The organism is Pseudoduganella sp. S-14, assembly GCF_049913285.1.
Taxonomy (GTDB): domain Bacteria; phylum Pseudomonadota; class Gammaproteobacteria; order Burkholderiales; family Burkholderiaceae_D; genus Rugamonas.
The window spans coordinates 1,394,984-1,416,516 of sequence record NZ_CP183991.1 but is presented as its reverse complement, the minus strand read 5'-3'; the positions used below and the strand labels follow the sequence as shown (position 1 = coordinate 1,416,516).

15 protein-coding genes are annotated in these 21,533 nt (G+C 65.3%); 3 read left to right on the top strand and 12 right to left on the bottom strand.

Features of this window, described 5'->3' with window-relative positions:
• Positions 1–122: 122 nt before the first annotated feature.
• The 6 genes from ACN9MZ_RS06595 to ACN9MZ_RS06570 form a co-directional block, all read right to left on the bottom strand.
• A complete protein-coding gene (locus ACN9MZ_RS06595) occupies positions 123–2,483 on the bottom strand; it encodes an efflux RND transporter permease subunit (protein ID WP_426341420.1) in 2,361 nt (786 codons plus the stop codon).
• A complete protein-coding gene (locus tag ACN9MZ_RS06590) occupies positions 2,480–3,562 on the bottom strand; it encodes a WD40/YVTN/BNR-like repeat-containing protein (protein WP_426341419.1) in 1,083 nt (360 codons plus the stop codon). The genes ACN9MZ_RS06595 and ACN9MZ_RS06590 overlap by 4 nt, the downstream gene beginning before the upstream one ends.
• Before the next feature lie 83 nt (positions 3,563–3,645).
• A complete protein-coding gene (locus ACN9MZ_RS06585; RefSeq protein ID WP_426341418.1) occupies positions 3,646–4,989 on the bottom strand; it encodes a DUF1329 domain-containing protein in 1,344 nt (447 codons plus the stop codon).
• A 22-nt stretch (positions 4,990–5,011) separates the two neighbouring features.
• The gene (locus ACN9MZ_RS06580) at positions 5,012–6,943 is read right to left on the bottom strand and encodes a DUF1302 domain-containing protein (protein ID WP_426341417.1); all 1,932 of its coding nucleotides are present in this window, start codon (positions 6,941–6,943) and stop codon (positions 5,012–5,014) included.
• A 33-nt stretch (positions 6,944–6,976) separates the two neighbouring features.
• Positions 6,977–8,608 (bottom strand): long-chain-fatty-acid--CoA ligase, encoded by a 1,632-nt coding sequence (locus ACN9MZ_RS06575; protein WP_426341416.1) that lies wholly within the window; start codon positions 8,606–8,608, stop codon positions 6,977–6,979.
• Between the two features lie 11 nt (positions 8,609–8,619).
• The gene (locus ACN9MZ_RS06570) at positions 8,620–10,065 is read right to left on the bottom strand and encodes a coniferyl aldehyde dehydrogenase (protein ID WP_426341415.1); all 1,446 of its coding nucleotides are present in this window, start codon (positions 10,063–10,065) and stop codon (positions 8,620–8,622) included.
• Between the two features lie 129 nt (positions 10,066–10,194).
• Here ACN9MZ_RS06570 and ACN9MZ_RS06565 point away from each other — a divergent pair, with 129 nt between their 5' ends.
• The gene (locus ACN9MZ_RS06565; protein WP_426168913.1) at positions 10,195–11,118 is read left to right on the top strand and encodes a LysR family transcriptional regulator; all 924 of its coding nucleotides are present in this window, start codon (positions 10,195–10,197) and stop codon (positions 11,116–11,118) included.
• Positions 11,119–11,147: 29 nt separating this feature from the next.
• Here ACN9MZ_RS06565 and ACN9MZ_RS06560 read toward each other — a convergent pair whose 3' ends face one another.
• Positions 11,148–11,825, bottom strand: coding sequence for a Crp/Fnr family transcriptional regulator (locus tag ACN9MZ_RS06560; protein WP_426341414.1), 678 nt, complete (start codon positions 11,823–11,825; stop codon positions 11,148–11,150).
• 83 nt (positions 11,826–11,908) lie between these two features.
• Between ACN9MZ_RS06560 and ACN9MZ_RS06555 the strand changes: the two genes are divergently transcribed.
• Positions 11,909–12,766: a sterol desaturase family protein gene (locus ACN9MZ_RS06555; RefSeq protein WP_426341413.1), complete on the top strand. Its 858-nt coding sequence runs from the start codon at positions 11,909–11,911 to the stop codon at positions 12,764–12,766.
• A 206-nt stretch (positions 12,767–12,972) separates the two neighbouring features.
• Here ACN9MZ_RS06555 and ACN9MZ_RS06550 read toward each other — a convergent pair whose 3' ends face one another.
• From ACN9MZ_RS06550 to ACN9MZ_RS06530, 5 genes are all read right to left on the bottom strand, one after another.
• Complete coding sequence (locus ACN9MZ_RS06550) at positions 12,973–14,481, bottom strand: ATP-binding protein (protein ID WP_426341412.1); 1,509 nt, start codon at positions 14,479–14,481, stop codon at positions 12,973–12,975.
• An 8-nt stretch (positions 14,482–14,489) separates the two neighbouring features.
• Positions 14,490–17,990, bottom strand: a complete 3,501-nt coding sequence (locus ACN9MZ_RS06545) for a response regulator (RefSeq protein WP_426341411.1) — start codon at positions 17,988–17,990, stop codon at positions 14,490–14,492.
• A 76-nt stretch (positions 17,991–18,066) separates the two neighbouring features.
• Positions 18,067–18,831 carry a glutaminyl-peptide cyclotransferase gene (locus tag ACN9MZ_RS06540; RefSeq protein ID WP_426341410.1) on the bottom strand — a complete coding sequence of 255 codons (765 nt, stop codon included), beginning with the start codon at positions 18,829–18,831 and terminating at the stop codon, positions 18,067–18,069.
• Positions 18,824–19,879, bottom strand: a complete 1,056-nt coding sequence (gene ruvB, locus ACN9MZ_RS06535) for a Holliday junction branch migration DNA helicase RuvB (RefSeq protein ID WP_426341409.1) — start codon at positions 19,877–19,879, stop codon at positions 18,824–18,826. Before ruvB ends, ACN9MZ_RS06540 begins: the two co-directional genes overlap by 8 nt.
• Positions 19,880–19,936: 57 nt before the next feature.
• Positions 19,937–20,227, bottom strand: a complete 291-nt coding sequence (locus tag ACN9MZ_RS06530) for a hypothetical protein (protein WP_426341408.1) — start codon at positions 20,225–20,227, stop codon at positions 19,937–19,939.
• A 140-nt stretch (positions 20,228–20,367) separates the two neighbouring features.
• Here ACN9MZ_RS06530 and ACN9MZ_RS06525 point away from each other — a divergent pair, with 140 nt between their 5' ends.
• Entirely contained in the window at positions 20,368–21,531 is a 1,164-nt protein-coding gene (locus tag ACN9MZ_RS06525) for a zinc-dependent alcohol dehydrogenase (RefSeq protein WP_426341407.1), read from the top strand.
• Positions 21,532–21,533: the final 2 nt, after the last annotated feature.

Genomic DNA, 21,533 nt, shown 5'->3' with positions numbered 1-21,533 from the left:
TCTGGCCCGCAGGGTCAGCCCCTGTCTGCTCGACCGCCGTCGGTTTCGGTTGTGCGCTTTTGACTTTCGACGAAGATCAGCGCCGCACAACCAAAACCATCAGCCTCAAGACCGTAGGGGGTCTAGCGTTTAGGCAGCAACAACGACGCCAGGGCCGGGATCATCACGATGGCCCCCACCATATTCCACAGGAACATGAACATCAGCAGCAGGCCCATATCGGCCTGGAACTTGATGTCGGACCAGACCCAGGTCAGCACCCCCAGCGCCAGCGTCACGCCGGTCAGCGCCACCGCCACGCCGGTCGACTTCAGCGTCTCGAAGTAGGCTTCCTTCAGCTCCATGCCGCGGTCAAGGAAGCACTGGAGCCGGTTGTAGATGTAGATGCCGTAATCAACGCCAATCCCGATCCCCAGCGCAATCACCGGCAAGGTCGCCACCTTCACTCCCAGCCCCAGGCGCGCCATGATGGCCTCGCACAGCGCAGAGGTGATATACAGCGGCACCATGATGCAGATGGTCACGCGCAACGATCGGAACTCCCACCACACCAGCAGCGCCACGATGGCATACACCAGCACCAGCATGGTGATCTCGGCCTGCTTGATCACGATATTAGTGGCCGCCTCGATGCCGGAATTGCCTGCCGCCAGGATGAACTCCGCCTGCGGTGTGTTGTTCTCCCTGGCAAACGCCTGCGCCGCCTGCACCACCCGCGTCAGCGTGTCGGCCTTGTGGTCGGCCAGGAACACCAGCACCGGCAGCATCGAGCAGTCGTTGCTGTACAACTCCGACGGAATCATGCGCTGCGCTGAATTGGACACGAAGCGGTTGCGCGACAGCGCCTGCCATTTCAGGCTGCCGCCATTGACGTTGCTGATGATCCGCTTCTGCACCGTGAACAGCGAGGTGGTCGATTCCACGCCCGGCACGTTCTCCATCTCCCACTGGAAACGGTCCACCACTTCCGCGGTCGGATAGGCGCCGCACTCGCCGGCCGGCGTCTTTACCATCACCACGAACACGTCGGAACTGGTCGAGTAATGGCCGGTGATGTAGGCGTTGTCGCGGTTGTAGCGCGAATCGGCCCGCAGCTCCGGCGCGCCCGGATCGAGATCGCCGATCTTCAGGTCGCGGTTCAGCGCAAAGGCCGTGGCAAATACCGCCACCGCGCCCAGCACCGCCAGCTTGGCGAACTTCGGCTCCGCAATGCGCGACAGCATGCGCATGAAGCGGTGCTTGCGCTTGGCCTTCCGGGCCTGGTTGCGCAGGCAGGCATCGGTCACGCCCACGTAGGACATCAGCACCGGCAGCAGGAACATCTTGGTCAGCACGATTACCGCCACGCCCACCGAGGCCGAAATGGCCAGCTCGCGGATCACGCCGATCTCGATCACCAGCAGAGTCGAGAAACCCACCGCATCACACAGCAGCGCAATGGTGCCTGGGATGAACAGCTGGCGGAAGGTCTGCTTGGCCGCCTCGGTGGCCGACTTGCCGGACAGGCGCTCGCTGGCCATGGTATTGATGTTTTGCACCGCGTGCGAGACGCCGATGGCAAAGGTCAGGAACGGCACCAGGATCGAATACGGATCGAGCCCGAAGCCCAACAACCGCACGATGCCAAGCTGCCAGACCACCGCCAGCGAACAGCAGAACACCGTCACCAGGGTCGACTTCCAGCAGTGCGAGTACCACAGCAGGAGCGCCACCGTCATGGCAAAGGTGAGCGCGAAGAACAGACCGATCGCCTTGGCGCCATGAATCAGGTCGCCCACCACCTTGGCAAAGCCGACGATGTGGATCTTCACGCCCTGCGCCTCGTACTTGTCGCGCACCAGCTTTTCCAGGCGCTCGGAGAACAGGCCGTAATCGAGCTTGGTTCCCTTGTCCGGATCGATCTCCAGCAGCGGCACCTGCACGATGGTGGACTTCTGGTCCGCCGCTACCAGGCTGCCGATGCGCCCCGAGCGCGCCACGTTGGCACGCACCTCGTCCAGCATGGCCGTCGAGCCATCGAAGCCCTGCGGGATGATCTGGCCGCTGTTCAAGCCCGTTTCGGTGACTTCCATCCACTGCACGTTCGGCGTCCACAACGACTTCAGGTTGCCGCGGTCCACGCCCGGGATGTAGAACACTTCGTCGGTCACGGCCTTCAGCGTATCGAGATACTCCTTGCTGTAGATGTCGCCCTTGGTCGCCTCCACCGCGATGCGGATGTTGTTGCCCAGCGGGCGCAACTCGTTCTCGTACTTCAGGTAATTGGCGATGAAGGGATGGGTGGCCGGCACCATCTTCTGGAAGCTGGCATCCGGCTTCAGCTGCGCCGCCTGCCAGGCGAACAGCACCGACGCCAGCAGGAAAGCCAGCATGATCACAAGGCGGTGCTTGAACAGGCGCGGCTCCAGCCAGTGCTCGACGGAGGTGAAGCGCTGGTGTCCCTCCTCGGCCACCTTGCAGGATTTTTCGCCTTCGCGCTTCATTTCGCCGCCTCCCGCACACCACCCACGCCGGACAGCAGGACCGTGCCATTCACAGCCACCATGCCGGCCGTCGGCACCGCATCGCCCTGGCGCATTACACGGAAGCTCACGCCATCGTCATCGCTGCGCAGCAGCGCACCGTCCTGGGCTGCCAGCACGATGCTGCTGCCCTGCAAGGCGCCGCCCACCAGGCTCTTTTTCGTCACGGCCGGCGTCTCGCGCCAGGTGGCGCCGCCATCTTCGCTGCGGAACACGTGGCCGCCAAAGCCGTAAGCGAGCATGCTGCGACCGGCGAAGATCACGCCGTACAGCTGGCCGCCGTAGCCGGTCTCGATGCGCTGCCAGCTTGCGCCGCCGTCGGCCGAGCGGTACACGTAGCCGCCCTCGCCTGCGATGGCCAGCACATTGCCAGGCCCGCCCGCAATCGCGTTGTAATGCAAGCCTTCAGGATTGGGCAGGCCCGCGCCCATGGAATGCCAGTGTGCCCCGCCGTCCGTGGTACGGAAAGCCTGGCCGTATGCGCCCACCGCGTAGCCCGTTCTGGCATCGCGGAACCATACGCCCAGCAAAGGGCGCGACGGGCCGAACTTGGCCGCCGCTTCGATATCGCCCAGCGCGTTCTCGGCATCTGCGAGCGCCGCATTGCCCGCTCCAGCCCCGGCCGCCTGCGCCTTCTCGACTGCCGCCTTGGCATCGGCCAGCATCAGTGCATTGGCCTGGTTGCCGTCAAAGCGGGTGCTCCATTGCGCCCCGCCATCGTTGGTGGAAAGGATCACGCCGTCGTGCCCCACGGCCCAGCCGTTGGAAGCATCGGCAAACGCCACGCCGGTCAGGGTGACCGACACCGGTACTTTCGCCTGCTGCCATGGCGCATGGGCGCCGCCATCGCGCACCAGGATGATGCCGCGCTCGCCCACCGCCACCGTGCGCTGGCCGGCCAGCGCCATGGCCGTCAGCATGGCTTTCGGCGCCCGCGCCGACATGCGCGCCGGCGTTTGCAGCGGATCGCGCGCCACGGCCGGCATCACCGCCAATGCGCCCAGCAGCGCAGCAGCGGCCTGTTTCAATACTTTGTCCATGCTCTACCCGCGAAAAAATGGGCGCAGCGCTCCCTGTGAACGCAAGCGCCCGAAGAGACACCCCCAAACCCGCTACGCCGTCCTTAGTTGGAAGAGCGGCGCAGCGTATCTGGCGTGAAGTTCGACGGATCGAGCTTTACGCCAAATTTGATCGGCTTCTCCTGGTTGGAGATGCCGGAGAGCAGGTAGCGGCGTGCCTGCAGGTCGTAGAACACTTCGTAGGCGAAGTAGTGGGTCATCGCATCGTAGTACTGGATGCCGCCGATTTCGTGCACGCGCCACAGCTCGCCGCGGCCGTCGTAGGAATCGGTGTGCAGCACTTCCCAGCTATCCTCGTCCACGTAGAACACGCGCTTGGCGTAGATGTGGCGCTTGTCCTTCTTCAGGGTCGCTTCCACCACCCACACGCGGTGCGGCTCGTAGCGCACGAAGTCCTGGTTGATATGGCCAGGGCGCACGATGTCGGCATACTTGATCGCCTTATTGGTAATCTTGTAGTTGTTGTAGGAGACCAGCATTTCCTTCTTGCCCACCAGCTTCCAGTCGTAGCGGTCGGGCGCGCCGTTGAAGCCGTCGTAGTCGTCGGTGGTGCGCAAGCCGTCCGCGCCCTGCCCCGGCGAATCGTATGCCACGTTCGGCGCGCGCAGCACGCGGCGCTGGCCCGGATTGTAGGTCCAGGCCAGGCGCGACTCCTTCACCTGGTCCATCGGGTCCACCACCAGCAGGGCGTCGCCGGCCACCGAGGAAGGGCCGGTCAGGGTCGCCATGTAGTACACCAGGCGGTTAGGCTCGGGGTTGGGCATGCCCTGGGCGAAAGCCACCTTCTCGGTGCGGGTCACCGGCGTGAAGGCGCCGTTGGTCTGCACCGGGAATTCCGCGGTATGGCGCTCGATGGTGCCGCCGCGGTAGCGCATCAGGTGGTTCCAGATCACCTCGACGCCGGTTTTTGGCATCGGGAACGGCACCGTGGTCTTGGCGGTGCCGGTCACGCCGTTGCCGCCGCCGGTCAGCTCGGCCTTCGTCGCTTCGGCCTTGATGTTGTCGTACACCGCCTGCGGGTAGCCCGCCGTACGGTAGCTCTTGTAGACATTCATCTTGTAGCTAGGATAGCGCTTCAGCATCTCCATCTGCCCCGGCGCCAGCATGTCCTTGTACTTGTCCATGTTGGCGGCCGTGATGGTGTACTGCGGCGCTTCGTTCGGCAGCGGGTCGGCATAGCCGTTCTTGCTGTCGAAGCCGGCCGGGGCCTTGGTGATGCCACCGGTCCAGGCCGGGATGGTGCCGGCCTTGTTGCCTTCCTTCTCCGCGCCGACCGGCGTCAGGTCCTTGCCCAGGCGATCCACATCGGCCTGCGGCAGGCCGGCCAGGGCGCTGCCCGCGACGCACGCCAGCGCTGCGGCCAGCAAGCTTTGCTTCATCATCTTCATCTGCGTGTCTCCTGTGTCTTTATTAGAAGTTGGCGCCGATCACGAACTGCATGTTGTCGCGGTCGTGGAACTGGTCGTACTTGGCGCTCTTGTTATAGCTGGTATAGCTGATGTCGGCGTAGTAGCGGTTGTTGTAGTCCGCGCGCAGGCCCACGCTGCGGGTCTGGCGGTCTTCGACGAACAGGTTGTCGGCCGCATAGCCCTTCACGTCATGCGCGAAGTACACGCGCGGCTTGAAGTTGACGCCAGCCACCACGTTCGGGAACAGCATCTCGGCCGACAGGCGATAGCCCCAGGCGCTGCTGGTCGCGTAGCCCTCGTTCTCGCAGTAGGAGGCATTGGGCTGGATGCCGGCCGGGCCGCAAGTGCCGCCCAGCGCCGCAGTCGGGCCGAAGTTGTACATGAAGCCGCGCACGTAGCGGGTGCTGGTATTCGGGTCGCCGATGCCGCTCCACTTCTGCCCCGCCACTTCGCCCAGCAGGGTCAGCGAATCGGCGCCCAGCACTTGCGGGATCTGCCGGATGAACGACACCTGCGCCTGCGTCTTGTCCTTGCGGTCGTAGCCGTGGATCACGGTGCCGGTCGGCACCGCCGGGTTGCGCGCAATGGCCGCCAGCTTGGCCTGCGGGCCGATGCCCAGCGCAGTGCCGACCAGCAGGTCGATCGCGTTGATCTGCACCGGGATGTCCTTGGTGCGCGACACTTCGCCAAACAGCGAGAAGCCGCCCACTTCGGTGGCTGCCGACAGGCCCAGGGTCTTCACGTTCTCGCCGCTGTAGTCCCACACGATATTCCCGGCCGGCAGCACGCCCAGCGTGCCCAGCGCCGGCGCCAGCGACGGCACCGCCTTGACCAGTTGCGCCAGGCGCCCCGACCACACCGACGGCAACGCCGACGGCTGCTTGACCACCGAGACGATCGGCGAGTGGCTGTGGTAGCGCGCGAAATAGACGCCGAAGTCGGTGGCAATGGCGTCGGCAAAGTAATGGCTCGACACGCCGAACTGGCCGGACTTCTTCGGCTTGATCTTTTCCGCGGTGGTCATGCGGAAGTTGAGCGGCATGCTGCGCGACAGGCCGAGCGAGGCCAGCACCGGGTCCAGCGCAGCGGGCAGCGCGGCCAGGAACGGCGCGCCGTTGTACTGGCCCTGGTCGTTCAGCTTGGTGCCGTCGCCAAACAGCACGGTGCCGTTGTTGCAGTTGAGCGAATCGGCCGCCGACCAGTAGGTGCCGCAGCCGTCGACCACGTTCTGGCGCCAGCCCAGGTTGTAGAAGGCTTCCACCGACACGCCATTGCCCAGGCCCAGGTTGGCCATCAGGGCCGGCTGCGGACGCAGGATTTCCTTGACCTGCGCGCCCGGGCGGCGCGCGGCGCTGGTATCGAAGGCGCCCATGGCGTTAATGCCCGGCACGAACAGCGATTCGCCCCAGTTGATCACCTGGTTGCCCAGCTTGGCGCTCAGCGCCTTGCCGCCCAGGTCCCAATTGGCGAACACATAGGCGTCGGCCAGCGCCACGCCGTCGAAGGTCGACAGCTGATCGAAGCCGGTGTCGCTCAGTTCGGAGTTCGGCTTGTAGCCGTTGTTGAAATGCCCGTGCGACATCTCGCGCCCCTTCAGGACGCGGTCGTACCAGGCAAAGCCGCGCGTGAACAGGCCGTAGGTATCGCCTTTCAGTTCCAGTTCGCCGGTCAGCTTGCCCACGGTGGAATAGGCATCGTGCTTCTTGAAGTTCAGGTTGCCGTCGTCGGCGCCGGCGCCCGCCGTGCCGCCATTGGGTACAGAGATCAGGTTCTTGTCTGCATCCTTCATCCGGATGCTGGTGCCGACCGACATGTTCAGGGACCAGCGTCCTTCCAGTCCATTGTCGGTGGTGAAGGTATCTGCGTGCGCCAGTGGGGTTGCCAGCGCCGCCGCCACGGCGAGCGCCATGATACGGTTGTACTTCCTCGTCATCCTAGTGTCTCCTAATGGTTTTTTTACAGCTTCTTATACAGGCTTATTTAACTGCTTGAACTCCTCACGCAACTTCATCTTCTGCACTTTGCCGTTGGCGGAATACGGAAGCTCGCTGACAAAAACCACGTCGTCGGGAAGCCACCACCTGGCTACGCGGCTGGCAAGGTAGCCTAACACTTCATCGCGTGTGGGGGAACTGCCATGGCGGGGAACGACCACCAGCAATGGGCGTTCCTGCCATTTTTCATGCGGGATGCCGATCACCGCAGCAGCCATCACATCGGGATGGCCCATCACCGCGTTCTCGACATCGATCGATGAAATCCATTCGCCGCCGGACTTGATCACGTCCTTGGCGCGGTCGGTTATCTGAAGATAGCCATCGCTGTCGATGTTGGCGATGTCGCCGGTATCGAAGTAGCCTTCCTCGTCCAGCACCGAGGCATCGCTGCCGTAGTAGGCCGACAGGACCCACGGCCCGCGTACCATCAGGCGTCCCGTCGCCACGCCGTCGTGCGGCAGGCGCCGGCCCGCTTCGTCCTTCAGCGCCAGCTCCACGCCGCACACCGGCCGGCCCTGGCGCGCCTGCACGCGCAGCTTGTCCTCCTCGCTGGCCTTGTCGTGCGATTGCAACAGCGAGCACACGGTGCCCAGCGGCGACATCTCCGTCATGCCCCAGGCCTGCATCAGGGTCGCCCCCAGCGTGTTGCGGCAGCGCGTGAACATCACCGGCGGGATCGCCGAGCCGCCGCACAGCATGCGCTCGAGGCATAGCTCCTGCAGCGCCGGCCGCGCTTCGCTGTCGATATGGTTGAGCAAGCCTAGCCAGACGGTCGGTACGCCCAGCGCCATCGTCACGCGCTCGTCGCGCAGCAAGTCGTAGATGCTCTTGCCGTCCAGCGCGGGGCCGGGCAGCACCAGCTTGGCGCCGCTCATTGCGCCGGCGTACGGCATGCCCCAGGCGTTCACATGGAACAGCGGCACCACCACCAGGCAGCTGTCGCGGTGCGAAATGGCTGCACTGCCCGCGGCGCACAGGCCCATCGAGTGCAGGTAGGCCGAGCGGTGCGAGTACAGCACGCCTTTCGGGTTGCCGGTAGTGCCGGAGGTGTAGCACAGCGCCGACGCCGTGCGTTCGTCGAACTGTGGCCAGGCGTAATCTTCGCTGGCGCCTTGCACCAGCTCCTCGTAGCACAGCGTTCCCGCCGGCAGGCCGGCGGGCATATGCGCACGGTCGGTCATGCAGACGAATGCCTTCACAGCCGACAGCTTCGGCGCCAGCGCGGCCACCAACGGCGCGAAGCTGGTGTCGAAGAATAGCACCTGGTCCTGCGCGTGATTGACGATGTACTCCACCTGTTCCGGGAACAGCCGCGGGTTGATGGTGTTCAGCACCGCGCCCATGCCCGACACGCCAAAGTACAGCTCCATGTGGCGATGCGTGTTCCAGGCCAGCGTGCCGACCCGGTCGCCCATGCCAACGCCCAGCGCCAGCAGCGCATTGGCCACGCGCCGCGCGCGCCGTTCCACTTCGCCGTAACTGCTGCGGTGCAGCGTGCCTGCACCAGTGCGCGAGACAATCTCGGCACGCGGGTGCACGCGGCGCGCGTGCGCGATCATCGAGGAAATCAGCAGCGGCTGATCCTGCATCAAGGCTTGCATACGCTAATCCATTACATATGGCGTTTCAGGAAATCGGCCAGCGTGTCGAAGACGCGGCCATACGGAGGGCGGAACAGGCCGAAGCCGTTCAGGCGCGCCTGCCGGTAGATCGGCTTTTGCTTGGAGAACGCGAGGAAGCCATGCTCGCCGTGATAGGCGCCCGTGCCGCTGGCGCCGACGCCGCCGAACGGCAGGTTTTCCTGCGCCGCATGCCACAGCGCGTCGTTGACAGTGACCCCGCCCGAGATGGTCGAGCGCAGCACCTTGGTGCAGTTGCGGCGCTCCTTGCCGAACCAGTACAGCGCCAGCGGGCGCTCGCGCTGGTTGATGAAGGCAATGGCTTGCTGCAGCGTGTCATACGGCAGCACCGGCAGCAGCGGGCCGAAGATCTCTTCGCGCATTACCGCCATCTCGGGCGTGACGTCCAGCAGCAGCACTGGCGCCATGCGCCGCTCGCCCGCTTGCGCCGCTTCGGTACCGCCCAGCCGCAGCACGCGCGCGCCCTGCTCTTCTGCCTCGCGCACCAGCTTCTCCAGCCGCTGGTAGTGGCGCTCGCTGATGATGCTGGTGTATTGCTCGTTGCCGGCAAACTGCGGGTACATTGCCGCCGCCGCCGCGCTGACCTCGCGCACGAATTCGTCCACGCGCGTGCGCGGCACCAGCGCGTAGTCCGGCGCCACGCAAGTCTGGCCGGCGTTGAACAGCTTGCCGAAAGCCAGGCGCGGCGCAGCCTGCGCCAAGTCGCAGCTTTCGTCGATGATGGCGGGCGACTTGCCGCCCAGTTCCAGCGTCACCGGTGTCAGGTTGTGCGCCGCGGCGACAGCGACCTGGCGCCCCACCGCGGTGGAGCCGGTAAAAATGAGATGGTCGAATGGCAGCGCCGCAAAATCGCGGCTGACCTCAACGCCGCCTTCGACCACGGCCAGCTCGGCCGGGGTGAAATAACGCGCCGCCAGTTGGGCCAGCAGGCGCGAAAAGGCCGGCGTCAGCTCGCTGGGTTTGATCATCACGCGATTGCCCGCCGCCAGGGCGGCAGCCGCCGGCACCAGCGCCAGTTGGCAGGGGTAGTTCCACGGCACGATATTGCCGATCACGCCCAGCGGCTGCGGCATGATCCGGCTCGACCCGGGCAGCATGTGCAGCGGCGTCGCCACGCGGCGCGACCGCATCCAGCGCCCCAGCTTGCGGCGCTGCTGGCGGATGGCCGACAGCACGACGAACAGCTCGGTCAGCACCATTTCCTGCCGCGCGCGCCCGCCAAAGTCGGCGTTGATTGCTTCCAGGATGGCCGCTTCGTTGTCGGCCACCAGCGCCTGCAGGCGGTCAAGCCGCTCGCGCCGGATGGCGGCCGGCGGCACCATGTCGGCAGTGAAGGCCGCGCGCTGCACTTCCAGCATATCGAGCAGCGATGGCGAGCCGCGTCCGACGACGGCGGGGTCGAATTCCTGAACTTTCATCACAGTGTCTCCAGTTGCGCCGCGTTTTATTAACGCTGTCGTTGAAACGAGTATGTGTTTGACACTACTATTCGTCCAATGCATTGTATTTATCCGCACAATGCATATTCCGCATACTAGGAGTTTTCCATGGATTTCAAGCGCTTGCGCTACGCCCTGGCGGTGGCCGACGAAGGCAATTTCGTGCGGGCCGCCGAGAAGATCAGCATCAGCCAACCCGCCCTGTCGCGCGCCGTGCAGACCCTGGAGGACGAACTGGGTTTCCTGCTGTTCGACCGCGGCAACCGCAACGTAGCGGTGACGGTGGCCGGCGCCGCCTTCTTCAACCACGCGCGCCGCTTGCTGTTTGATGTACGCAACATGGAACACGATTTATCGTTGTTGCGAAATGGCGACAGCGGCCATGTAGCCTTCGGCATCGGCCCACTGCACTCGGGCGCCCTGCTGCCGCGCATGCTGCGCCAGGTGCGCGCCGACCAGCCGGGCATCAGCCTGTCGGTCACCATCAACACCTCGACCTACCTGCTGGACCACCTGCGCGGCGAGGAAATGGAATTCTTCATGTCCGACGTGCGCCTGATCGAGCCGGCCGAAGACCTGATCATTACCCACGAATGCCGCCAGTACGGCGGCATCTACTGCCGCCCCGGCCACCCGCTGCTGGGGCGCGACGACGTCACCCCGCCCGAGCTGCTGCCTTATGGCATGGCGGCACCCACCATCCCCGAAGTGCTGATGACGCAGATGAACAAGCTGTTCCGCCTGCCGCCGGGGCGCGACCTGCCCATCATGCTCAGTTGCGACAGCGTGCATACCCTGGTCGACGTGGTGGCCGAAAGCGATCTGCTGCTGATTTCCAGCCATGCGGCGCTGGCCGAGGCGGCCGCGGAAGGCCGGCTGGAACAGGTACAGGTGCCGCTGCCGCCGCTGTGGGCCGACATTGCGACCATCCGCCTGCGCGGGCGTACCCTCTCGCCCGGCGCCCAGCGCGTGCTACAGGCGGCACGGGAAATCCTGGCGCAACTGGCCGGCACGGAAATGCCGCGCCAGTAATCCGCCGGCACGGCCCCGCTGGCGCAGCCTCAGGCCGCGGCCGCGCGCAGCGCTTCCAGGTCGCGCAGCTCGATCTGGCCGTAGCGCAGCCCGATCGCGCCGCAGCTGGCCAGCGCCTGCAATTCCTTGTTCAGGGTGGTGCGCCCGACGCCGAGCATCATCGCGATCTGGTCCTGTGAAGCGCTGATGGTGGTGCGCGCGCTGGCAGCCTGGGTCAGGTCGCCATGCGCCATCATCAGCAGGCGCCGCGCCAGGCGGGTGCGGGTGCTGTGCATCGCCATGTCGGCGATCAGGCCGAAAGCGGCGTGCAGCCGCTCCGCCTCCAGCCGTGCCATGGCGTTGGCAAACACCACGTCCTGCATCAGGGCAGTAAAACGTTCCACGCTGACCGCCAGCAGTTCCGTGTCCTCCTGCGCTGTTGCCGTGGCGCTGCGCGGCAAGTCCGCCAGCAGTGCCGTTTCGCCGAACCAGTTGCCAGCTTCGGCCAAGGTAACGATCGCCTCGTTGCCGTTCGCATGCATGACTGACAGCCGTACCGCGCCGCGCACCACGCCCCACAGCCCATCCTGCGTCCCGCACGTCCGCTCACCCTGCAGGTAGAGCACCTCGCCTTGCACCAGGCGCACGCTGCGCGTCACCGCCAGCAAGGCGCTGGCCTGCGCCGCCGGCAATCGCGCGAACCAGGGGTTGTTGAAGAATATCTGCATGCAAAAAAATCCTGAATTGCCCGGAATTGAACAATCTTCGCCGGCGCAGCCATGCATCATGGTTGCCAAAGGAGACCAGCCATATGGACAACACCATGATGTACACGCTGCTCGCACTGGTGATCGCGGGCCTCGCCCTGGCGGAATTCGCCAGCCGCCGCTACCGCGACACGGTGCACGCCAGCGCCAATGATACAGCGCTCGAAGTGGGCATGACAGTCAGCCTGTTGCTGCTTACCCAGCCGTTGATCCTCTTCGCCACCAGCGCGCTGGGCCAGTGGCTGGCGCCCGGCATGCGCGATGCCTGGGCCGGCCTGCCCTGGTGGGCCTGGGCCGGCCTGCTGCTGGTGGGCGACGACATGACGCAGTACTGGTGGCACCGCATCTCGCACTCGCCGCTGCTGTGGCCCCTGCACCGCGCCCACCACTCGGCCTCTTACATGAGCATCCGCATCACCTACCGCAACAACTTCTTTTACTACCTGATGATGCCGGGCATCTGGTTTGCCGGCGCCATGCTCTACCTGGGCTGCGGCTGGATGTATTTCGCCTACCTGGTGGTCAAGCAGGCGGTCATCCTCGGCGCCCACTGCGCCTGGGCCTGGGACGAACCGCTGTACAAGGTGCGCGCGCTGCGGCCCTTGATGTGGTTCGTGGAGCGCACCATCTCCACCCCGGCCACCCACCGCGCCCACCACGCCATCACCAACGCCGACGGCATCGGCCATTACAAGGGCAATTTCGGCAACCTGCTGTTCTTCTGGGACGTGCTGTTCGGCACCGCCTGCATCACGCGCCGCTACCCGGCCCAATACGGGCTGCGCGATGACCAGCTTTTTGGCGCGGAGCGCTGGGACAGGCAGATGTTCTACCCGCTGCTGCAGTCGGAGCGCGAATACAGCGCCCTGAAATTCGGCGGAAAGATTTATAGCGATGAATAAGGCCAGGAGCGGTGACAGGCGGCTTCGGCGTCCTTGGCCGCGCGGTTGGCGACGCCTTGCTGGCCTGCGGCGGCGTGGATCTATGCGACCCGCATGCAGCCGCTGGGTCGCTCACCAGCGCTGGCCGAAGTGGTGCTGTTCCTGCTGTCCGACGCTTCGGCCGCCGTGTCTGGCGTCCTGTTGCCGGCCACGGCGCGAGGGCTGGACTAGCCTGCCGTCAGCGGCAGCCGGAATTCGAAGCGCACGCCCTGGCCCGGAGCGCTAGCCAGGCTTACGCTGCCTTGCATCGCACCGCATACCAGGTTGTTGACGATGTACATGCCGAGGCCGGAACCGCCGGCGCCGACCTTGGTGGAGAAGAAGGGCTCGAAGATTTTCTGCTGCAGCTCAGGCGCGATGCCGACGCCGTCATCGCTGTAGACCAGCCGCACATGCTCGCCCGCCGCGCTGGCGGCGATCGACACCTTGCCGCAGCCGCGCCCCTCGAAACCGTGCAGGATGGAGTTGACGATCAGGTTGTTCAGGATCTGCTCCAGGTGTCCCGGATAGGAATCCATCAGCAGCCCGGGCGGCACTTGCAGTTCGACCGTGACATTCGCCTGCCGCATCATGCGTCCCAGCGTGACCAGGATATCGTGCAGGCAGGTATGCAGGTCGAACTGGCGGCGGCGCTGGCTGGTCTGGTCCACCGCCACGTTCTTGAAACTCTCGATCAATTCGCGCGCGCGGTCGGCGCTGCGGATCAGCACCTCGCTCGCCTCGCGGCAATCGCCTGCCGACTGCACCAGGCAGGAACGCGTCAGCTTGCCGGCCAGGGCATTGCCGGCCAGTTCATCCACGCGGTCGCGCAGGGTGGATGCCAGCAGCACCAGGTTGCCGACCGGCGTATTCAATTCGTGCGCCACGCCGGCCACGATGCTGCCCAGCGCCACCATCTTTTCCTGCTCGACGATCTGCTGCAGGGCCAGGCGCAGCTCGCAGCTGCGCGCTTCCTCCGCCTCCTTGCGCTGCGTGATGTCGCGCACCAGCGCCGCAAAGGCGGGCGGCTGCGATTGCGGCACCTGCCACTGCGACACCTCGACGTCGAACTCGCGCCCAGTGCGGTGGCGTGCACGCTGGCTGCAACCCTGCGCCGGCAACAGCACCTTGCTGGCGGGCTGGCCCAGCATTTCATGACGGCGCCACCCGAACAGGTCCTCCGCCGCATGGTTCCAGTCGGTGACCATGCCCTGGCTATCGGTGCCGATGAAGGCTTCGCAGGCGCTGTCGATCACCATGCGCAGGCGCCGCTCGGATTCGTGCAGGGCTTGCGTGCGCTCCTGCACCTTCGCATACAGCTCGCACAGCACGGCCACCTTGTTGCGCAGCACAGCCGGTTCGATCGGCTTGTTGAGGAAATCTACCGCGCCCATTTCATAGCCCTTGAACTGGCGCACGCGGTCATGCAGGCCGGCGGTAACGAAGATGATGGGCAGGTGGCGCGTGCGGGGGTTGGCGCGCAGCAGTTCGGCCGTTTCCAGGCCATCCATCTCCGGCATCTGCACGTCCAGCAGCACCACGGCAAAATCGTGCCTGAGGGATTGGCGCAGGGCTTCGTTGCCGGACATGGCTTTCACCAGGTGCAGGGAGAGCGGCATCTCTTCCAGCAATGCTTCCAGCGCCGTCAGGTTCTCCTGTCGGTCGTCGACCAGCAGCACCGGGATGTTCAGTTCCATGCGCTCCCCTAGCGTCTAATCCAGACCCGCAGCAGCGACAAAAGCTGCGCGGTATCGATCGGCTTGGCGAGGTAATCGCTGGCTCCCGCCTCCAGGCAATGCTGGTGATCGCCCGGCATCGCCTTGGCGGTCATCGCGATGATGGGCAAATCCCTGAAGCGGGCATCGGCGCGGATGCGGCGCATCGCTTCGTAACCATCCATCTGCGGCATCATTATATCCATCAGCACAGCGTCCACCTTCCCTTCCGACGCCAGCCTGTCGAGCGCTTCCTGGCCATTCTCCGCTTCCAGTACTTCCACCCCGCGGTCGCCGAGCAGGCTGGCCAGGGAGAACAGGTTGCGCATGTCGTCGTCCACCACCAGCACCCTGCTGCCGGCCAGGGCCAGGGTTTCCTGCCGCGTGGCGTGGCCGCCTTGCTCCACGCTGTGCAGGAACAACTGCACTTCGCTGAGCAGCCGTTCGGGACTGTGCGTGCCCTTGACGATCACGCTGCGCGCGTAGCGGTTCAGCATGCGCAGCTGTTCGCGCGTCAGGTCCTGGCCGGAGTGAATCACCACCGGCAGGTGCCGCAGGCCGGGCGTGGCTTGCATCGCCTCCAGCACCTGGTAGCCGGACATGTCCTGCAGGCCAAGGTCCAGTACCATGCAGTCGAAGTGGCCTTGCGCCAGCAGCTCGGCTGCTTCATGTCCGGACTGGCAGCGCACGACTTCCACATCGCGTCCCGCCAGCAGGGCGGCGAGACTGCTTAACTGGCTTTCGTCGTCTTCCACCACCAGCACGCGCTTCAGCGCACCGGCCCAGGCCTGCTCGATGGTCTCGAATACTTGCGACAGCTGTTCGGAACTGGCCGGCTTGGTCAGCAGGCCCAGCGCGCCCAGGTCGCGCGCACGCTGGATTTCGTCAAGGCAGGAGATGAAGTGCACCGGCAGGTGGCTGGTACGGGGATCGGCGCGCAGCTCGCGCATCACTTCCCAGCCATCCATGCGCGCCATCATCACGTCCAGCAGCACGGCGTGCGGCGCTTCATGCCGCGCCAGTTGCAGGCCCTGCTCCCCGTCCGGCGCGACCAGCGGCGTGTAGCCGCGGGCACGCACGAAATCTGCCAGCAGGCTGGCGAAGAATGGATCGTCTTCCACGATCAGGATGCGGCGCACGCCATCGCCCGGCGCCGTGGCGGGCGGCGCGGCGTCTGCCGGTGCGGCGCTTGCCGGGGCGGAAGCAGGCAGCAGCGGCAGCATGAAAGTGAACGTGCTTCCCTCTCCCTCTACGCTGTGCAGGTGCAGCGCCCCGCCCATGATGCGCGCGAGCTGCAGCGAAATCGACAAGCCCAGCCCCGTGCCGCCATAATGCCGGCTGATGCTGCCGTCTGCCTGCCGGAACGCTTCAAAGATCGTCACCTGCTTATCCGTCGGCACGCCGATGCCCGTATCGCTGGCCGCAAACGACAACTGGTCTCCCACGACGGAAATCCGCAACTCCACGCTGCCCCGGTGCGTGAACTTGAGCGCATTGGCCAGCAGGTTGCGCAGTACCTGCTGCACGCGCTGCCCATCCATCATTGCCGCTGCCGGCGTGCCGGGCAGGCGCTCGATCCGCAGCACCAGGCCCTTCTGTTCCGCCTGCGGCTGGAACTGCGCCAGCAGGTCGTCGCACAAGCCGGCCAGTTCCACCGGCTCGATGTTCAGCTCCACCTTGCCCGATTCCATCTTGGCCAGGTCGAGGATGTCGTTGATCAGGTTTAGCAGGTCGCGCCCGGAATTGTGGATGGTTCCCGCATATTCAAGCTGCCGTTCGTTCAGGTTGTTCGCCTTGTTTTCCTTCAGCAGCGCCGACAGGATCAGCATGGAATTCAAGGGCGTGCGCAACTCGTGCGACATATTGGCCATGAACTCGCTCTTGTAAGCGCTGACGCGCTGGATTTCCTCGCGCTGCCGCTCCAGCAGGTCGGCGCGCTCCTCCAGCTCCGCATTGCTTTGCTGGAGCTCCTCCTGCTGCACCCGCAGTTCCTCCGCCTGCTGCGCCGTCTCCGCCAGCAAGGACCGCGTGCGATGGCGCGTGATATTGACCTCCAGCCCGATCGCGATCGCCTCCGCGCACAGGTCGACAACAGCCAGCTCGTTATCGCTGAAGTGCCGGAAGGCGCCCAGCTCGATCACCCCCACCATATTGCGCCCGTGCTGCAGCGGCTGCACCAGCACGCAGGACGGCTCCGCACTGCCAAGGGCCGAGCCGATCTCCAGGTAGCCGGGCGGCGCCGCGTCGACCAGTATCCGCTTGCCGTCGCGGATCGCCTGCCCTGCCAGTCCGTCGCCCGGCGCAATGCGTGCCGGATGCCGCTCCTGCGCCAGGCCATGGCCGGCCAGCAGGCACATGCCCGCCCCCGCTCCTTCATCGACGTACAGCGCCCCAACCCGCGCCCCCAGGCGCTCCGCCAGGAAGTCCAGGAGGCGCTGCCCGAGCACCGCCAGTTCCTGCTCGCCGCGCATCACGATATTGAGTTCATTCTGGCTCGACTTGAGCCAGTCGCGCGCACGGTCGGCCAATTTGCTGGCGCGCAGCGCTTCGGTCATTTTGGCGAAGGCATCGTCGAAGCTGCGCTGTGATTCGGCCAGCGCCGCCACCGACAGCAGCAGGTCGCCCGCCTCATCGTGCGCCACGCCGGCCAGATCCAGCTGCGGCAGCGGCGCCGGCGTCAGGCCGTGATCGAGATTGCCGCTTGCGACAGCCTGCACCGCTGCCACATGGCCGGCGCGCGAATCGGCCAGCGTGCGCGCCGAATCCAGCGCCCGGTGCAGCGGCTGCGCCACGTTACGCTGGTAAAACACGCGCAGCGCCGCCGCCATCAGCACCAGCACGGAGCCGAATGCGATCAGCACCCAGCTCACGACGCGGGTGGCGCTGGCAGCCTCGCGCGTGGAATCGACCTCCAGCACGCCGCGCACGTCGCCCAGCTTCCAGTCGGTCTTGGGACTTTGCGGATGGTTGTTGTGGCAGGAAACGCAGGCATCGGCGCTCATGCGGTCGGCCAGCGCCACGCGCACCGTCGTGCGGCCGTGCAGGGTTTCAGTGCGGGAGAAGACGCCGTCGGGAGTTTTCTGCAGGTAGTTCCAGGCGTCCCGCGCAAACTGGTCGCTGGCGCGCTCGCGCCGCTGCGGGAAAGGAAAGGGGCTGTAAAGCTTGACCACCGTGCCGCCGCCCTGCATCAGCTCGCTCAGGTCGTGGATCATCGTGGCCGGCAGCGGAATCGCGTTTTCCTTGCTGCGATAGTCCGGGTCGACCTGCATATCGGTCTGCGCCAGCACCCGCGCCGCCACGTTTTCAGTGTAGTACTTGCGCAGCATGAGGAATTGCCGCACCGTGGCCTGCGCCGAATCGACGGCATCGCGCTCGGCGTTCTCGCTGATCAGGATTGGCAATAATGCCGAAATGACCAGACCACACCCGGCCAGCAGCAAGGCGATTGGCAGGAACAGCTTCCAGAACAAGCTGCTGGAACGTGCGAGCACGGCAAGCCTCCGCAAGGCTGAGTTTTCACCCTATTCTTGCGCGGAATATCCCATGAGGCAAGCCTACCGACAGTTACTATTTTTTTAGTGGCCGCAGCACGATTTCGAACAGTTTCGGCCAGCGCTTGCCGGTCACAAACAGGCGGTGCGACTTGGCGTCGTAGGCGATGCCGTTCAGGACATTGTCGGCATCGCTGCCCGCCCTGGCGGTAGCGGCCAGCCCGGACAGGTCGATCCAGCCCAGCACATGGCCGCTGAACGGGTCGATGCGGGCGATGCGGTCGGTCTGCCAGACATTGGCATAGATCTGACCATCGACCCACTCCAGCTCATTGATCTGCGCCAGCGGCTGGCCGTCGGCCGTGACCTTGATGCGGCGCTGCTCGCCAAAGGTTTTCGGGTCCAGCACGCGGATTTCCGGCGTGCCGTCGCTCATGTAGAGGCGCTCGCCATCGCTGGTGATGCCCCAGCCTTCGCCCAGGTAATTGAAGGTGCCCTTGATGGCCAGGCTGCCCTGCTCCATCACGTAGCCGGCCTGGTTCATCCAGGTGATGCCGACAATGCTGTCGCCATGCGGCGCAATGCCTTCGCCGAACACCTTCTCCGGCAGGTCGCGCTTTTGCAGCACCTTGCCGGTGGCCAGTTCCACCTTGCGCACGGAGGACGCGCCGTACTGGCCGGTACTCTCCCACAGGAAGCCGTCCTTGAAGAACAGGCCCTGCGTGAAGGCCTGCGGATCGTGCGGGTAGGTTGCCTTGATCGCGTAGCCCTGCACCGGCACGGCAGCCGATGCGATCTGCGCGGCCAACGCCGCCGCGCCCAGCGCTGCCAGCTTAAGCATCCCACAGGTCTCCGCTGGCGTTGCTGCGCGGCGGGGTCACGCCGAAATGCTGGTAGGCCAGCGCCGTGGCGACGCGCCCGCGCGGCGTGCGTTGCAGGAAACCTTGCTGGATCAGGTATGGTTCCAAAACGTCCTCGATAGTATCCGCGGCCTCGCCGATGGCAGCCGCCAGGTTGCCGATGCCGACCGGGCCACCGCCGAATTTGTACAGCACCGCTTCCAGCAGCTTGCGGTCCATCACGTCAAAGCCCACGTGGTCGACGTCGAGCATGCGCAGCGCCGCATCGGCCTGCTCGCGCGTGATGTCGCCGTTGCCCTTCACTTCCGCGTAGTCGCGCACGCGGCGCAGCAGGCGGTTGGCGATACGCGGCGTGCCGCGCGCGCGGCGCGCAATTTCCACCGCGCCGCCTTCGTCGATATGCGCCTTCAGCAGCGCCGCACTGCGGGCAACGATTTTCGCCAGTTCATCGGTGCTGTAGAACTCCAGCCGCGCCACGATGCCGAAACGGTCGCGCAGCGGGTTGGTCAGCATGCCGGCGCGGGTGGTGGCGCCGACCAGGGTGAAAGGCTGCAGGTCCAGCTTGACGCTGCGCGCCGCCGGGCCTTCGCCGATCATGATGTCGATCTGGTAGTCCTCCAGCGCCGGGTACAGGATTTCTTCGACCACCGGCGACAGGCGATGGATCTCGTCGATGAACAGGACGTCGTTCGCCTCCAGGTTGGTCAGGATCGCCGCCAGGTCGCCCGGGCGCTCCAGCACCGGGCCGGATGTCTGGCGCAGGTTGACGCCCATTTCGCGCGCGATGATATTGGCCAGCGTGGTCTTGCCCAGGCCCGGGGGGCCGAACAGCAAGGTATGGTCCAGCGCCTCGCTGCGCTTGCGGGCGGCCGAAATGAAGATTTCGAGCTGGTCGCGGATCTTGGACTGCCCGACATATTCATCGAGATGCTTGGGACGCAAGGCGCGCTCGATGGCCTCCTCGTTGGGCGAAGATGGCGCCGCATCGATGATGCGCTGCTCGGTGAAATTGTCGGTTTGAATGCTCATGCCAGCTCGAAAAACAGGTTCAAGGCATGATTCTATCAAGGCCGGGCAGCCCGCGGCTCACTTCATGTTGGAAGCGGCCGCGCTTGCCGTTTCGTTGGTTTTCTTCTGCAGGCTGCCTGAAATCTGCATCGCCTTCTCACGGCGGTCAGGCTGGCCATCCTTCTTTGGCTCCTGCAACCCGGTGGCCTTGCGCGCAGCGGTGGAAGGTTCGCCTTTCACTGTTGCCCTGGCCGGCTGCCGGGCTTCCGGCTTGTCCTGCCCCGGCGCGGCCTGCTGGCTCCAGGCCGCAGACGCCGCCGCCAACAGCAAGCCGCCCAGCGGCACCGGCAAAAGTTGACGAATAGTCATGAGAAATCTCCTCGAAAGTTCGCCAGAGTCTAGCACGCCCGGCCATGAAGGCTTGCGCCTACAGCAGCACGGGACGCACGCCGCTAGTCGCGCCGGCTGTGGCGTCGATACTGGCGCAATACAGACACAAGGAGCTTGTCATGCGCGCACTCACCTACCACTCCGCACATGATGTCCAGGTGGACACGGTGCCTGATCCCATCCTGCAGGAACCCGACGACATCATTCTGCGCATTACCGCCACTGCAATTTGCGGCTCCGACCTCCACCTCTACCGCGGCAAGGTGCCGGCCATGCAGGAAGGCGATATCCTCGGCCACGAATTCATGGGCATCGTCGAAGAGGCCGGCCCCGGCGTCACTGCCCTGGCAAAAGGCGACCGGGTAGTGGTGCCCTTCGTGATCGCCTGCGGCGACTGCTTTTTTTGCCAGCGCCAGCTGTTTTCCGCCTGCGAGACCACCAATCCCGACCGCGGCGCGATCATGAACAGGAAAGGCTTGCGCCCTGGCGCTGCCATGTTCGGCTACACCCACCTGTATGGCGGCATGCCGGGCGGGCAAGCCGAATACGTGCGCGTGCCGAAGGCCAACGTCGGGCCGCTGCGCATTCCCGATGCGCTGGAAGACGAGAAAGTGCTGTTCCTCAGCGATATCCTGCCGACCGGCTACCAGGCCGTGTTGAATGCCAACGTCGGACCGGGCGACAGCCTGGCGATCTACGGCGCCGGCCCGGTGGGCCTGATGGCGGCAGCGTGTGCCCGCATGCTGGGCGTGGAAAGGATTTTCATGGTTGACCACAATGCCTACCGGCTCGACTTTGCGCGCCAGGCCTATGCAGTGATCCCGGTCAACTTCGATGAGAAGGACGCCGCCGAATACATTGTCCACAACACCGCCGCGCGCGGGGTGGACGCGGTGATCGACGCCATCGGTTTTGAAGCCAAGGGCAGCGCGCTGGAAACGGCCCTGACAGCCATCAAGCTGGAAGGCAGCAGCGGCGCCGCGCTACGCCAGTGCATAGCTGCCGTAAGGCGCGGCGGCACGGTCAGCGTGCCGGGCGTGTATTCGGGCTTTATCCACGGCTTCCTGTTTGGCGACGCCTTCGACAAGGGCATCAGTTTCAAGATGGGCCAGACCCACGTGCAGCGCTTCATGCCGGAACTGCTGGAATTGATCGGCCAAGGCAGGCTGAACCCCGAAGCCATCATCACGCACCGCCTGCCGCTTGAACAGGCGGCGGACGGCTATCGCATCTTCGACAAGAAGGAAGAGGAATGCCGCAAGGTGATCCTGCGGCCGGGCTAGCG